General features: G+C 65.9%; 15 protein-coding genes. 6 read left to right on the forward strand and 9 right to left on the reverse strand.

Going from position 1 to position 13,331, the window contains the following annotated elements; translation table 11 throughout:
• Window positions 1-158: 158 nt before the first annotated feature.
• On the forward strand, window positions 159-1,298 hold the full coding sequence (locus U8326_RS12460; RefSeq protein WP_324740649.1) for a hypothetical protein: 1,140 nt from the start codon (window positions 159-161) through the stop codon (window positions 1,296-1,298).
• Window positions 1,299-1,341: 43 nt separating this feature from the next.
• Here the strand turns inward: U8326_RS12460 and U8326_RS12465 are convergent, their stop codons facing one another.
• The gene (locus U8326_RS12465) at window positions 1,342-2,088 is read right to left on the reverse strand and encodes a DUF2059 domain-containing protein (RefSeq protein ID WP_324740651.1); all 747 of its coding nucleotides are present in this window, start codon (window positions 2,086-2,088) and stop codon (window positions 1,342-1,344) included.
• 165 nt (window positions 2,089-2,253) lie between these two features.
• Between U8326_RS12465 and U8326_RS12470 the strand changes: the two genes are divergently transcribed.
• Window positions 2,254-3,534, forward strand: a complete 1,281-nt coding sequence (locus U8326_RS12470) for an MgtC/SapB family protein (protein WP_324740652.1) — start codon at window positions 2,254-2,256, stop codon at window positions 3,532-3,534.
• A gap of 18 nt (window positions 3,535-3,552) precedes the next feature.
• Here the strand turns inward: U8326_RS12470 and pgmG are convergent, their stop codons facing one another.
• From pgmG to U8326_RS12485, 3 genes are read right to left on the reverse strand one after another with little or no spacing between them, the layout of a single operon-like run.
• Complete coding sequence (gene pgmG / locus U8326_RS12475) at window positions 3,553-4,956, reverse strand: phosphoglucomutase/phosphomannomutase PgmG (RefSeq protein WP_324740653.1); 1,404 nt, start codon at window positions 4,954-4,956, stop codon at window positions 3,553-3,555.
• A complete protein-coding gene (locus U8326_RS12480) occupies window positions 4,956-5,264 on the reverse strand; it encodes a molecular chaperone DnaJ (protein ID WP_324740655.1) in 309 nt (102 codons plus the stop codon). The genes pgmG and U8326_RS12480 overlap by 1 nt, the downstream gene beginning before the upstream one ends.
• 8 nt (window positions 5,265-5,272) lie before the next feature.
• On the reverse strand, window positions 5,273-6,091 hold the full coding sequence (locus U8326_RS12485) for a division plane positioning ATPase MipZ (RefSeq protein WP_324740657.1): 819 nt from the start codon (window positions 6,089-6,091) through the stop codon (window positions 5,273-5,275).
• Window positions 6,092-6,192: 101 nt separating this feature from the next.
• On the opposite strand from U8326_RS12485, the gene panC reads away from it, so the two are divergent.
• From panC to U8326_RS12500, 3 genes are all read left to right on the forward strand, one after another.
• Window positions 6,193-7,050: a pantoate--beta-alanine ligase gene (panC, locus tag U8326_RS12490; protein ID WP_324740658.1), complete on the forward strand. Its 858-nt coding sequence runs from the start codon at window positions 6,193-6,195 to the stop codon at window positions 7,048-7,050.
• 139 nt (window positions 7,051-7,189) lie between these two features.
• Entirely contained in the window at window positions 7,190-7,957 is a 768-nt protein-coding gene (locus U8326_RS12495) for a penicillin-binding protein activator LpoB (protein ID WP_324740659.1), read from the forward strand.
• Window positions 7,958-8,146: 189 nt separating this feature from the next.
• Window positions 8,147-8,527, forward strand: a complete 381-nt coding sequence (locus U8326_RS12500; protein WP_324740660.1) for a hypothetical protein — start codon at window positions 8,147-8,149, stop codon at window positions 8,525-8,527.
• A 129-nt stretch (window positions 8,528-8,656) separates the two neighbouring features.
• Here U8326_RS12500 and U8326_RS12505 read toward each other — a convergent pair whose 3' ends face one another.
• The 3 genes from U8326_RS12505 to U8326_RS12515 form a co-directional block, all read right to left on the reverse strand.
• Complete coding sequence (locus U8326_RS12505; protein ID WP_324740661.1) at window positions 8,657-9,340, reverse strand: histidine phosphatase family protein; 684 nt, start codon at window positions 9,338-9,340, stop codon at window positions 8,657-8,659.
• 101 nt (window positions 9,341-9,441) lie between these two features.
• Window positions 9,442-10,095, reverse strand: coding sequence for a protein-L-isoaspartate(D-aspartate) O-methyltransferase (locus U8326_RS12510; RefSeq protein WP_324740663.1), 654 nt, complete (start codon window positions 10,093-10,095; stop codon window positions 9,442-9,444).
• Between the two features lie 60 nt (window positions 10,096-10,155).
• On the reverse strand, window positions 10,156-10,452 hold the full coding sequence (locus U8326_RS12515; protein WP_324740664.1) for a plasmid stabilization protein: 297 nt from the start codon (window positions 10,450-10,452) through the stop codon (window positions 10,156-10,158).
• A 251-nt stretch (window positions 10,453-10,703) separates the two neighbouring features.
• On the opposite strand from U8326_RS12515, the gene U8326_RS12520 reads away from it, so the two are divergent.
• Entirely contained in the window at window positions 10,704-11,501 is a 798-nt protein-coding gene (locus U8326_RS12520; protein WP_324740665.1) for an SDR family oxidoreductase, read from the forward strand.
• A 38-nt stretch (window positions 11,502-11,539) separates the two neighbouring features.
• On the opposite strand, the gene U8326_RS12525 is transcribed toward U8326_RS12520, so the two are convergent.
• Together U8326_RS12525 and U8326_RS12530 are read right to left on the reverse strand one after the other, a co-directional pair.
• Window positions 11,540-11,929 carry a cytochrome c gene (locus U8326_RS12525; RefSeq protein WP_324740666.1) on the reverse strand — a complete coding sequence of 130 codons (390 nt, stop codon included), beginning with the start codon at window positions 11,927-11,929 and terminating at the stop codon, window positions 11,540-11,542.
• Between the two features lie 23 nt (window positions 11,930-11,952).
• Entirely contained in the window at window positions 11,953-13,296 is a 1,344-nt protein-coding gene (locus U8326_RS12530; RefSeq protein ID WP_324740667.1) for a lipopolysaccharide biosynthesis protein, read from the reverse strand.
• Between the last annotated feature and the right edge of the window lie 35 nt (window positions 13,297-13,331).

The raw sequence follows: 13,331 nt of genomic DNA on the forward strand, positions 1-13,331 counted from the left end.
ATCCGAATCGGACCTGTCGCCAAGTGCCATTGGTATTTCTTCGCACATGCAGCATCATGTTGGACATCGCAGGACGTCCTTTGATTCGAGCAACAGGAACTGTCATGAACCTTCGTCTTTCGCTGCCCGCACTGCTCTTCATGGCCATATCGCTTTGCATGCCATCGATATCGAAGGCTCAGGCCGGCACCGGGTGGGAAGTGTCCACCGGCGCCAGCGGCAGGCTGGTTGCCGCCGTCAAATCCACGGGCCCGGTCAAGGGTCTTGTGCTGGCTTGCGAAGGCAGCAAACCCATGCTGGCTCTGGCCGCCCCGCAATATGGGCAAAGCGCCAGCGGGCATCTGGACCTGACGGCATCCGCCGATGGCGCGGTCTTTTCCGTGCCTGTGATCTGGAACCCGAAGCTGGGCGCATGGTGGGCCTTGCTGAAGGAGAACGCCGCGCTGGACATGCTGGCCGGCAAATCCACCAGCGTTGCAATCACACTCAACGGAACCGCCCTGGGCACCCTCCCGCTGACAGGATCGACCAATGCCCTGCGCACGGCGCTTGCCAGCTGCTATGCGCCGCCCGCCGCTCCGCTCCCGAGCCAGGCCGGAGCAACAGGCCCGAGCTTGCCGATACGCCTGGGCACCTATGTCGCGAAGGGCCAGAGCTGCGGCAGGGTGGAAAGCGAGAAGATGTTCATCGACGAGGGTCTGGGCGGCGCGGGCGATCCGCTCGCCATCCGGCAGATCGAAACGATCCGGAAGACCGGGCCTGGTTCCTATGTCACGCGCGAGGATGTCGGGGTGCAGGACAATGCAATGGTCACGGCCACCTATGCCATTCCCGATCAGGAGCATTTTACCGTGAAGCACCCCGGCGCATCCGCGAAATCCTATTCCTACTGCGCTCTCGACAGCCTGCAGCCAATCGACCAGGCTTGGCCCAAGCGGGAATGGAAAAGGGTGGACAGCTTGCCCATCAAGCCCGGCTATTACCGCGCGCAAATGGTCGGTGACGCAAAATGCGAGATGAGTTGCGGCTATGTCCTGATCCAGCCCGCCGGAATTTCAGGCATATATTACACAAGCACCAGCCCCGAAGTCACGCGCCGGACCATTCGCGCGGGCAGGATCGTCCAGACCGGGGCCTTGACCTTCTCCTACATTTCCACGGCGGATGAATACGACGGCTATTGGTTTACCGTGCATGGCCCGACCGATTTCATCGAAGGCGATGTGATGATGGGCGACACCCAATACCGGGCGATCGACCCGAAGGCGATCCCGGCCAGATATATGCCGCGCCTCTGACCGCGCGCCCTGGCCAATCGGAACCTGCTTCTATTGGCCGTTTCTATTGGCCGCCCGCGGCTTCGGCATCGCAATCGCCTTTCGGCGCGTCGGGCACGCCGAGCAGCCCGGCCAGCTTCGCCCACTCCGCCTCGGTAAGCTCGCAAGTGGAGCGAGGCGGCGGAAGATCGGCGGTGGCGGTCATGGCCGCGGTCTGGATGCCGGGCATTTCCTCCATGAGAACCGGCATCATCTTCTGCATGGATTGCATGACCTCGGGATCGAGAAAGATCATCATCGACTGCGCGGCATAGAGCGTGCCGGTGGGCGTGGCGAAGAAGCCGTTCAGCTCGCCCAGCTGCGCCTCGGTGAAGCGGCTCGCATAGGCCCGCGCCAGCCCCGCGCGCATTTCCGGCTCCAGCCTGCCCATCACCCCGGTCATATGCTCCATGGTGACGCGCATCGTCACCTCCATCCGCTGGCGATAGGCGGGATCGTAGATCTCCATGATCTCGGCCAGGGTGGTTTCGCCGAGCTTGCCTATCTCTTCCTCGGTCATGCCGGCCATCGCGGCGATCTGCTGCACCGGCATGGCGCTCACGGAATCGAGCACGGTGCCCAGGATCGCATCCATCGAACCTTTCATCATCCGGGCATAGGTGCCTTCGGGAAAGACGTGGTCCACCGTCTTCCGGGCACTGTCGAGCCGGACGGGATCGAGCGCCGCCGGGGCCGGAGCGGCATCCCGCGCCGCCACGGCCAGCGGGGCCAGGATGAGCAGCGCGCCCGCAATGACCGAAAATCCCCGCATGTCCGTTTCCCTGACCGTTGATCCATCGCCTCCATGGCCGAGGCATGGCCCGCATTCAAGGCCCGACGCCGACATCCCATCCATTTCCGCGCTTGCGCTCCTGAGGCCAGGACCTAGGGTCGGTGCGGGCAGGAACGTCCCTTCATTCAAGGCGCAAGGAACGGCATGTTCGGCAATCTCGATCTCGGCCATGCGACGGGCGTCGCGCTCGGCCTCGGGCTGGGCCTGCTGGTCGGCGTGCAACGTGGATGGGCCGGGCGCAACCGGCCAGAAGGCACGCGCTTCGCCGGAATCCGCACCTTCGCCCTGATGGGGCTGGCGGGCGGAATCGCGGGCACGCTCCATGCCCAGGCACGCGGCCCGGCCACGATCCTGCTGGCCGCCGCCGCCCTGCTGGTGCTGATCGGCTACGCCCGGGGGAGCCGGAGCAGAGGGCAGGAGCAGGGGGATGTCAGCGGCACCGGCAGCCTGGTCGGCCTGCTGACGCTGGCCTGCGGGTTCCTTACCGGCAGCGGGGAATGGCTGCTGGGCACGATCGTGGCGGTCATCATGATCCTGCTGCTGTCGCTGCGCACGCAATTGCACGGCTGGGTCGGCCGGCTGAGCGAAAGCGAGGTTCTGTCGATCGCCCGCTTCGCGCTGATCGCCATGGTCATCCTGCCGCTGCTGCCGGACAAGGGATACGGCCCCTATCAGGCGTGGAACCCGCGCCAGCTATGGATGGTGGTGGTGATGGTTTCCGGCTTTTCCTTCGCCGGCTATTTCGCCTCGAAGGCGCTGGGCGCGACGCGCGGCCTGCTGGCGACCGCCGCCGCCGGATCGATGGTTTCCTCCACCGCCGTGACGGCCGATCTCGCCACGCGGCTGCGCGACGGCTCGGCCCCGGCCCCACTTCTGGCCGCCGGAATCTGCACGGCTTCCCTGGTCATGTTCCTGCGGGTGATGCTGCTGGTCGGCCTGCTGGCTCCCTTCGCCCTTGCGCCCTTTGCCCTGCTGGCCACCCCCGGGGCGCTGCTCAGCCTGCTGTTCGCCATCTGGTTCCTGCGCCGCGCCGATTGGGGCCGGCAGCAGGCCCCGGCGGAAGTCAGCGTGAAGAACCCCTTCGACCTCGGCCCCGCGCTGCTGCTGACGGCGATGGTCATGGCCCTGACCGTGGTGGCGCATTGGGTGCTGGACCGTTACGGCGACCGGGGGCTGGCCACCGTATTGGCGATTTCCGGCACGGTGGATGTCGATTCCGCGATCATCACCATGGGCAGCCTGCCGCAAGGAACGCTGGCCGCGCGCACCGCCGCGCTGGCGCTGGCCGCCCCCGTCACGCTCAATACGCTGTTCAAGGGCGCCGTGACGATCGGCCTCGCCGGGTGGCGCGGCGGGCGCCAGGGCGCCCTGCCCTTGCTGGCCGTCGCCCTGACCGTGGTGGCGGCCTGCGCCCTGCCGGGCTGAACGGCAAAGTCACTCTAATTAATGCCCGGCCTGCGGCCCGCGTTCCAGGCCGGACTGGGCAAGCTGGCCGTCGATCTGGGCCATCAGCCGGGTCAGCCCTTGCTCGCTTTCGCTTTCGGCGCGGGCGACCAGCACGTCCTGCGTGTTCGACGCACGCAGCAGCCACCAGCCATCGGCGGTGCTGACGCGGACCCCGTCCGTCGCATCGACATCCGCCCCGGCCCCGGCCAGCCGCTGCTTCACTTCGTCGATCACCACGAACTTGCGGGCTTCATCGACCTGAAAGCGCATTTCCGGCGTGTTGACGAGAGCGGGCATGGCCCCGCGCAATTCGGTGACGGACTTGCCGAGATTGGCGCTGGCCGCGATCAGCCGGACCGCCGCATAGAGCGCGTCGTCGAACCCGTAATAGCGATGGGCGAAGAAGACATGACCGCTCATTTCCCCCGCCAGCGGAGCGCCGGTTTCCTTCATCTTCGACTTTATCAGGCTGTGCCCGGTCTTCCACATCACCGGCTTGCCGCCCAGTTCGGCGACGCGTTCGAACAAGGCGCGCGAGGCCTTCACATCGGCGATGACGGTGGCGCCCGGCTCCGTCCGCAGCAGATCCTCGGCATAGATCATCAGCAGCTGGTCGCCCCAGATGATCCGCCCTTCTCCGTCGATCGCCCCGATCCGGTCGCCATCCCCGTCGAAGGCGATGCCGAAATCGAACTGCTTTTCCGCCACCAGCTTGCGCAGATCCTCGAGGTTCTTTTCCTCGGTCGGATCCGGGTGATGGTTGGGGAAATTCCCGTCGACCTCGGTGTAGAGCAGGTGATGCTCGCCCGGCAGCCGGGCGGCCAGCTGCTCCAGCACCGGGCCGGCCGCGCCATTGCCCGCGTCCCAACCGATCCGCAGGGTGGAGAGGCGTTGCGGGTCGATGCCGTCCAGCCCGGCCAGCAGCCGATCGACATAGGCCGCCTGCACATCGCGGCCTTCCACCGCGCCATTGCCGTCGGCCCAGGCGCCTTCGCGGGCGAGGCGGCCCAGCTCCAGAATGTCGGCGCCGAAGAACGGGCGGCCCTGGAACACCATCTTGAACCCGTTGTAATTGGCCGGATTATGGCTGCCGGTGATCTGGATGCCGCCGTCCACGTCGTCCGCCGATGCTTCCGCGTAATAGAGCATCGGCGTCGGCCCCATGCCGATCCGCACCACATCGCAACCGCTGGCGTTCAGCCCTTCGATCAGCGCATGTTCGAGCAGGGGCGAGCTGACCCGGCCATCGTAGCCGACCGCCACTCTCGTGCCCCCCGCCGCGCGCAGCAGGGTCGCGAAGCCCCGCCCGATCGCCCGGGCATCGTCCGGGCCGAGCGTTTCGCCGATGATGCCGCGAATGTCGTATTCCCGCAGAATTGTCGGATGGAACTGGTGCTTCATTATCGTCCTTGTCCGCTATTGCCGTGGTCCCGGTCCGGCAGCCTGGACAGCAGCAGATCCCGGGCGGCATTGGCCTGCAGCACCTGCTCGCCGGTTCCGCCCTTGTCCGGATGGACGCGGGAGAGCAGCCGCCGATGCGCGTCGATGATGTCCTGGCGCCGCGCCCGCTTGCCCAGCCCCAGCAAGGCGCGAGCCCGCGCCTCCTCGCTGGAATGAGCGGAGATGCCCAGCAGTTCCCACGGCCAGCGCCCCGTCAGCACCCTGCAGCCAACAATGGCGATCAGGGCAAGGATCAGCAGCCTGGCCATAGCCGGACTTACGCGCTGGCAGCCCGGGCGGGGGCGGCCGCCCCGGTGGGCATCGGCAGAGTCAGCCCGGCGACCAGCGCCCGCAATTCCTGGCGGGCGACCAGATGGCTGGTGCCCAGCTCGCCCAGCTGGCCCTTGTCGAGCAGGGTCAGGCCCGAGGGGAACAGTTCGCGATAGATGACGCGTTCGGAAAGGCCGTTGGCGACGCGGAAGCCGACCCGCTTGGACAGCTCGGCCAGCGCCTGGTCGATGCGCTTCTGGTTGCGCGCCTCGACATGATGGGTGCGGTTGCGCACCACCACCCAGTCCATTTCCCGGCGCTGGTCGCGGATCGTGGCCATGGCCCGCTTCTTGCGCGCTTCCCAGATCAGCTCGGCATAGAAGGAGAGGCGGCGCACCTTGAAGCTTTCCGCCTCCACCTGGCCGATCAGGTCGAAATCGACGAAGCTGTCGTTCATCGGCGTAACCAGCGTATCCGCCGCCGTTGCCACATGCCGCGCGAAGGGATCGTCCCGGCCGGGCGTGTCGAACAGCAGGAAATCGCACCCCGCACCGAGGCGCGCGGCCAGGGTATCCAGCTCCTCCACCGTTTCCCCGGTGAAGACATCGAATATCGCGCCAGGCAGCTCGATGCCGCGCCGCCGCTCCGTCTCGGCGCGGTTCTCCAGATAGCGGAACAGCGTGCGCTGACGCGGATCGAGATCGATCGCAGCCACCTTCGCGCCCTGATAGGCGAGCGCGACCGCCACATGCACGGCCGTGGTGGACTTGCCCGTCCCGCCTTTCTCATTGGCGAAAACGATACGATGCGGCTCGGAGATCGACACGGCGGAAGCAGGTTTCCCATGTGAAGTTGATAGAAGCCGCCTGCCCGGTCTAGGACGGCCGGGCGGGCAGATGCCCGCGTCTTATCGGAGGCCCCATCGCGGTGCAAACCATCAATCGACTTGACGCCCTGCGCAGGGCCGTCGCCGAACTGAGGCAAAACGGCCCGGTCGCCTTCGTGCCCACCATGGGCGCGTTGCACGAAGGCCATCTCACCCTGGTGCGCGAGGCGAAGGCGCAAGCCGCGCATGTCGTGGTGTCGATCTTCGTCAATCCCACGCAATTCGGGCCGAACGAGGATCTCGACGCTTATCCGAGGCGCCTTGCGGAAGATTCCCGCCTGCTCGCGGCGGAAGGGGTGGACCTGCTGTGGGCGCCGGATGTGGCGGAGATGTATCCGGCGGGGTTTTCCACCAATATTTCGGTTTCGGGAGTGAGCGAGGGGTTCTGCGGCGCCGCCCGGCCCGGCCATTTCGACGGCGTGGCCACGGTGGTGAACAAGCTGTTCAACCAGGTGCTGCCCGACCTGGCCTTCTTCGGCGAAAAGGATTGGCAGCAGCTCGCCGTGATCCGCCGCATGGCGCGCGATCTCGACCTCACCCTGCCCCATGCCGACCGGATTCACGGCGTGCCGACCGTGCGCGAGCCGGACGGACTGGCGATGAGCAGCCGCAATCAATACCTCTCCCCGGCGGAGCGGGAAGCCGCCGCCGCGCTGCCTCGGGCCCTGCGCGCGGCCATCGCCCGGATCGAAAGCGGGGGCGATGTGGCCGGTGCGCTGGCGGAGCTGGAAAGCGCACTCGGCGCGGCGGGCTTCTCCTCGGTCGATTATGCCGCGCTGGCGGATGCGGAAAGCCTCGAGCCGCTCGCCCATCCGGCGGAGCGCCCGGCCCGGCTGCTGGTGGCCGCGCGCATCGGCGGGACCCGGCTGATCGACAACATGCCGGTTACTTTCCGCTGAACGACGCGCCTGTAAAAAATTCGCCATAAGACAGTTGGTAAGCACAGCCGCTCGCGCTAGAACCGCAGCAGGGATTATTTATCCGGCCAGACAGCAATTCAGGCTTCGGGCCGGCCTGTCCGAACAGAGGGAGTTCACCATGAAGAAGCTGATTGGCGCCACCTTGGCGCTGGCCCTGACCGCTACCGCCACTCCGGTGCTGGCCAAGGGCGAATCGTCCGGCCGCAAGCAGCAGTCGCAGGGCACGCAGGAAATCCCGCGCTGCACCCGCAACCTCGGCACCGTCGCCATCGTCGAGCCTGACAACCAGTGGTGGCGCGAACTCAGCCTCGGCAGCCCCGAAGCGATCATCAAGATCTTCGTGCAGCGTTCCGGCTGCTTCACCATGGTCAATCGCGGCCGCTCCTTGCAGAGCCGCAACATGGAACGCGCCATGGCCGATGACGGAGAGCTGCAGGACGGCTCCAACCTCGGCAAGGGCCAGGTCAAGGCCGCGGATTATTTCCTCCAGCCGGATATCGTGACCACCAACAAGAATTCGGGCGGCGGCGGCTTCGGCGGCTTCCTCGGCAATTTCGTGGGCGGCCCGATCGGCGCGATCGCCGGCGGGGTCAACGTCAAGAAGGGTGAAGCCAACGTCACCCTGTCCATCGTCAATGCCCGCACCACGGTGGAAGAGGCGATGACCGAAGGCTATGCCCGCAAGTCCGACGTCAGCTTCGGCGGCGGCGGCGGCGGTCTGTTCGGCGGCGGCGTGTTCGCCGGCGCGGGCGGCGGCGGTTATCAGAACACGCAGATCGGCCAGATCATCGTGCTGGCCTATCTCGACGCCTATACCAAGCTGGTCAGCGAGCTGGGCGGATTGCCGGCGGATGCCGCCGCGGCGGCGCCGCAAGCCAAGGAATAAGGCAACTCCCGGCATTGCCGGAACCAGATCGGGCGGGGCCGCGAGGCTCCGCCTTTTTTGCACCCGCGCCGCGCACCGATCCTCTTTCCAGCGCTTGACCGCACATCGTCTCTCCCCCAGATTGCGTAACGCTGAGCATGTGGTCAGCCCAATCCGCGCGGGGCGGAATAACCGACAGAGGATGAACCGATGGCCAAATATGTGCTGCTTGCAATGACCAACCCGATCCCGGGCCGGGACGCGGAGTTCAACGACTGGTACGACAACGTAGCCTACCCCACCTACAAGTCGCTGCCGGGGCTGGTGCCGCTGGGCCGCTTCAAGGCCGTCGACGTCCCCAAGATGTTCCCGTTCCAGATGGACAACCAGTTCCAGTATCTTTCGATCTATTATTTCGAGGCCGACGATCCCGCCGCCTTCATGGACAGGCTGAAGGAAACCTTCCCGGACCGGCCGGAATACAGCTTCTCCGAGGATATCGACCAGAGCCGCTTCTTCGAGCCGATCTATGTCGCTGTGGGCGACATCAATTTCGCGCCGCTCGACCGCTACGAGGCGCTCAAGCGGTAAAGCCCGCAAGGATCTGTCGGCCACCCGGCATCGGCGCAAGGCCGCCACTTCATTGCAAGGACGCGGTGGAGTGGCGCCCTTGCCCGTTCATCGGGGCCATCAATGGATCGGGGCCGGGGCCTTCCCCGCTCACGAATAGCCGAGGTGCGACACGTCGTTGAAGCTGCGCAATTGCCACCCGCCATCCTTGGTGACGATCAGCCGGGTGATCGAAGTATTCTCGACGCCGACAAAGGCAAAGGGGCGGCTTCTGGCGGCCTGCCGGCAGATTTCGCTGATCGTGGCGGCGTGGCTGAGCGCGACGGAAGTGGTGCCCGGCCCGGTCCGGGCGACGACCTCCGCGATTCCCCGGCTTACGCGTTCGGCGAAGGAGGCCGCGCTTTCCGCCTGCGGGATCACGTCCCAGCGTTCCTCGACATAGGCCTGCGAGATCAGCGGATGGCCGGATGACGCGTATTCGTAATAGCTGTGCTCCCACTCGCCGAGATGTATCTCTCTCAAGTCGTCGATCACCACCGGCTGGATTCCCGTCGCGGCGACCAGCGGTTCGGCGGTCTGGTGCGTCCGCCGCAGCGGCGTGACGAAGATATGGGCAATCGCCTCCCTGGAAAGCTGGCTGGCAAGCGCCTGCGCCTGGAGGTGCCCATCCGGCGACAGTTCCGGATCGGACAGGGTGAGTTCCCCCAGCTGGAGAGTATTCACCGTCGGGCCCACGCTCGATCCATGGCGGACGAGTATGATCTGGCGGGCGCCTTCCGGCATCAGGAAACGCGCCTGCCCGGTGTGATGGATGGTTTCGGTTCCGCTCGACATTCTGGCTTGCCGGACCCTGGGGGCCTGGCTCCTCCTTGCTGCTGGCTGATGCGGCATCCGCAATATCGGCCCGTAAAGTCTTTGGCAAACCGCGCCGCTCGCTACCTATTCTCTTGCCAGCCCTCTTCGCCGATCAGCGGCACGAACATGACCGTGGCGAGATTTTCCACATCGAAACGTGTCTCGCCGGTGCGCGTTACCTTGCATAGCTTCTGCTTGCCGGTGTCTCCCACCGGGATGACGAGGCGGCCGCCCATCGCCAGTTGCCGCTTGAGCGCGTTCGGCACCTCCGGCGCCCCGGCCGCGACGAGGATCGCGTCGAACGGGGCTTCCTGCTCGAGGCCCCTGGTGCCGTCGCCGGCCCGGATCTCCACATTGGCGTAGCCGAGCGCGGCGATGCGCTCCCGCGCCAGACTGGCCAGCGCCGGATGACGCTCGATCGCAAACACCCGCCGGGCGATCCGGCCAAGGACCGCGGCGGCATAGCCGGAACCGGCGCCCACTTCGAGGACCCGGTCGTCCGGCTCGACCTCGGCCGCCTCGATCATGGCGGCCACGATATAGGGCTGCGAAATCGTCTGCTCTTCCTCGATCGGCAGCGCCGAATCCTCATAGGCGAACTCTTCCAGCCCCTCGCGCACGAAGCGCTCGCGCGGCACCGTCCGCATCGCTTCGAGCACACGCTTGTCGCGGATGCCACGACCGGCAAGCTGGACGTCCACCATATGATCGCGAAGCCTGTCATACTCGGCCATGGGCCTCTTCCCTCGCGATCGTTTCGATGCCCTGCCCTGACGGGGCCGCTTCATCCTGCCTCAGCCATTTCCCTTGCGGCGACGGGTTTCCCAGCCTTTCCTGGCCGCGGCGGATCGCTTTTCCGGGCTTTGGCTGGAACCGCCTGTTCGGCCGCCCTTCCGGGAGGAGGCGTGACTCTCCTTCCTGCCTCTTCCGGAACCCGACTTCTTGCCGCCGCCGGATTCCTTGTTCACCGTGGCCCAGGCGCGGCGCTCCGCCTCCTTGCTGCTGACGCCGCGATCCTTGTAGCCTTCTTCGATATGTTCGGCCTTGCGCTTCTGCTTGTCGGTATAGCTGCTCTTGTCGCCTCGAGGCATGGCTGCTCTCCTTTGCCCCATCCGCCCGATCAGCGCGCGAAACCGCTATGCGTTCCCCATGGACAGGCGCGTCATCCGGCGGGCGGGCTCAAGAGCCTGCGGGATGGGACGGCTCCCTTGCCGCCGCCGTTTCACTGCGGGCGACCGGCATGGTTTGCGCAAGCATGGCCGGCATGATAGCCAAGCCGGGCGCGGGTCGCTGTTCCGCCCCCTATGCGCCCAGGTCCCTCCCTCTCTTCCGGAAGGCAGCGATGCAAAAACGACTAGCCGGCAAAATCGCCATCGTCCTGGGCGCGTCGAGCCGGGAAAACATGGGCCAGGCGATCGCGAGGCGCTTTGCCGACGAGGGAGCGCGGGTCGTGGTGGCCGGGCGCAACGAGGCCGAGCTTGAGCGCTTCTCCGACGAAATCGACGGCGCATATCGTGTCTGCGACATCACCTCCCGGCCCGATCTCGATCGGCTTGCGGAGTTCGCGCTGGATCGCTTCGGCGGGCTGGACATAGCGGTCAACTGCGTCGGCTGGGCCTTGTTCAAGCCGTTTCTCGAAACGACCGAAGACGAGCTGCAACAGATGATAGACCTGCAGTTCAAGGGGCCGTTCCAGTTCTTCCAGGCCATGCTGGGGTCGATGAGGCCCGGCGGCTCGGCCATTCAGATCGGCTCGATCTCCTCCGAATGCCTGTTTCCCGATCATGCCGCCTATATGGGCACGAAGGCGGGCATCGATCATGTGATACGCTCGCTCGCGAATGATTTCGGGTCGAGGAACATTCGCGTCAACACGATCTCGCCGGGATTGACAGAGACGCCGATGACGGCGGACATCAAGGCGATTCCGGGCTTTGTCGATCTTTTCCTCAAGCATTATCCGCTGGGGCGCCACGGCACGACGGCGGATGTGGCCGCGACCGCGGCCTGGCTCGCCAGCGACGAATGCTTCATGACCGGGCAGACCCTGCGCGTCGAAGGCGGCATGTCCCTGCGCGGGCATCCGGTGCCCCAGGATGTCCACAAGCTCCTCGACGCCGCGCAGAAGGCCGGCCAGTAACCTCGGCGGCGATGCCGAAGGCGTCCCGCCGCCGCCCCTCAGTCCTGAAGCGTCAGCATATAGGCGGCAAGATCGTCGATCTGATCCGGCTCTATCTCGAAGCCCATGATCTCGGGGAAGTTGTGCGAGTTTCGCAGCCAGGAATTGAGCGTTTCGGAATTCAGCCCCGGTGTGTTGACGACCTCTTCGAACGTGGGCGCTTCGGGGTGCGGCGATATCTTCAGCCGGGCGACCGCATGACAGCTCGCGCAATGCGCTTGCGCGAAGGCAAGGCCCCGCGCCGGCCCGTGATCTTCGGCCTGAGCGGCGGGCGAGACGGATGGAGCGGATGGAGCGGATGGAGCGGGCCTCGTCTCCGAATGCGTCTCCGCATGGCTACAGGCGCTGACGAGCAGGATAAGCATGGAAAACACAGGCACTTTCAGCATCAACCGCTCTTATCCTCCCGAATCTATCCGCCAGCCTTTGCTTCGCCCGGTTCGCGAACATACGGAACGACCACCAGCTTCCAATACCAGAAGATGGAAAAGCCAACCGTTACAAGGCCCGATATGAGATAAGCCATGCCCGCGCCGGAAAGGCCGTATCGCGGCAGGCAATACAGCAGGCCCGCCGTGAAAACGAAACTGGCCGCAAGCGTCGTCACGAGGGAGCGGCTGGGCTTTCCCAAGGCATAGAGCACCGGCTCCACCGCGAAGACCAGCACCGTGACGGTGGTGGCGATGGCGATCAGCAGCAGGATCAGCTGCGCCGATATGAACTCCTCGCCGAACACGAAGCCTATGAGAGTCCGCCCGCCGGCCGCCACCAGTATCGCCGCCAGGGCGCTGCTCCCGGCCGCCAGCAGGCCGGCATGGAGCACCGTGCGCGACAGCCTGCGCCACTGCCTGGCGCCGACCAGCCGCGCCACGTCAGGATAGACCGACTGGTTCAGCAATTCGACCGGCTTGGCGAAGGCCGTGCCCAGTTCCCGCGCTATCTTGAAGAGGCCGGCCGCGGCAGGAGTGAGCATGATGCCGACGAGAAAGGTCGAAAGCTGGTCGGGGATCAGCTTCAAGGAGGAATTGAGGTTGGAGATGATGGTGAAGCGCCAGATCCCCGGATTTTCATCGGTCAGGCCCCGCAGCGAGCCGTCCAGCCCGTGCAGCAGGTCCCGCCGCCGCGCTTCCCGCCAGCCCAGCCACAGCGCCACCGCCGCACCCAGCAGCCCGGCGATCAGCCAGAAGACGATATAACCCGCCAGCGATGCGCCCGCCGCATAGCAAATGGCGACCCCGACCAGCCGGGCGGCGGGAGTCACCACCGTGTGCTGGGTCAGCAGGTCGAAACGGCCGAACAGGCGCAGCATCCCCTTAGGGGTGGCGATGGCGTTGGTCAGCGCCAGCACCGAGATCAATTGCGCGGAGCGGGTGATGTCGCGGCCCCACCCGAGATAATCGGAAATCAGCGGAACCAGCAGGAAGGTCGCGACCATGGCAAAGATGGCGGCGCCCAGATCCAGCAGGGTGCCCGCCTTGATAAGGGCCTGGAACGCCCGGCGATTGCCGGTCCGCAAATGCTCCACGCCATAGCGGACGATCGCATGGTTGGACTGGAAGGCGGCTAACCCCGTCAGCAGCTGGACCTGGGCCAGCAGCATGGAAAATATGCCGAAATCGTTCAGGCCTAGCCCGCGCGCCGCCAGAGCGAAGCTGCCGAGTTGGATCAGCCCGGCGGATATTTTGCCGGTGAGCAGCAGCCCCGCATTGCGCAGTGCGCGCCGCAATACACCTGTGGGGCCAAGCACGGTCGTCATGGAAACGCCCGTTAGCGCGGTTTCACCGGGAAGGC

The sequence above is a fragment of the Tsuneonella sp. CC-YZS046 genome (assembly GCF_035581365.1).
Lineage (GTDB): Bacteria > Pseudomonadota > Alphaproteobacteria > Sphingomonadales > Sphingomonadaceae > JAWKXU01.

What these genes read in the sequence shown, in the direction of transcription:
- U8326_RS12460 (WP_324740649.1), top strand. Translation starts at nt 159, where the DNA reads ATGCCATCGATATCGAAGGCTCAGGCCGGCACCGGGTGGGAAGTGTCC.
- U8326_RS12465 (WP_324740651.1), bottom strand. Translation starts at nt 2,088, where the DNA reads ATGCGGGGATTTTCGGTCATTGCGGGCGCGCTGCTCATCCTGGCCCCG.
- U8326_RS12470 (WP_324740652.1), top strand. Translation starts at nt 2,254, where the DNA reads ATGTTCGGCAATCTCGATCTCGGCCATGCGACGGGCGTCGCGCTCGGC.
- pgmG (WP_324740653.1), bottom strand. Translation starts at nt 4,956, where the DNA reads ATGAAGCACCAGTTCCATCCGACAATTCTGCGGGAATACGACATTCGC.
- U8326_RS12480 (WP_324740655.1), bottom strand. Translation starts at nt 5,264, where the DNA reads ATGGCCAGGCTGCTGATCCTTGCCCTGATCGCCATTGTTGGCTGCAGG.
- U8326_RS12495 (WP_324740659.1), top strand. Translation starts at nt 7,190, where the DNA reads ATGAAGAAGCTGATTGGCGCCACCTTGGCGCTGGCCCTGACCGCTACC.
- U8326_RS12500 (WP_324740660.1), top strand. Translation starts at nt 8,147, where the DNA reads ATGGCCAAATATGTGCTGCTTGCAATGACCAACCCGATCCCGGGCCGG.
- U8326_RS12505 (WP_324740661.1), bottom strand. Translation starts at nt 9,340, where the DNA reads ATGTCGAGCGGAACCGAAACCATCCATCACACCGGGCAGGCGCGTTTC.
- U8326_RS12510 (WP_324740663.1), bottom strand. Translation starts at nt 10,095, where the DNA reads ATGGCCGAGTATGACAGGCTTCGCGATCATATGGTGGACGTCCAGCTT.
- U8326_RS12515 (WP_324740664.1), bottom strand. Translation starts at nt 10,452, where the DNA reads ATGCCTCGAGGCGACAAGAGCAGCTATACCGACAAGCAGAAGCGCAAG.
- U8326_RS12520 (WP_324740665.1), top strand. Translation starts at nt 10,704, where the DNA reads ATGCAAAAACGACTAGCCGGCAAAATCGCCATCGTCCTGGGCGCGTCG.
- U8326_RS12525 (WP_324740666.1), bottom strand. Translation starts at nt 11,929, where the DNA reads ATGCTGAAAGTGCCTGTGTTTTCCATGCTTATCCTGCTCGTCAGCGCC.
- U8326_RS12530 (WP_324740667.1), bottom strand. Translation starts at nt 13,296, where the DNA reads ATGACGACCGTGCTTGGCCCCACAGGTGTATTGCGGCGCGCACTGCGC.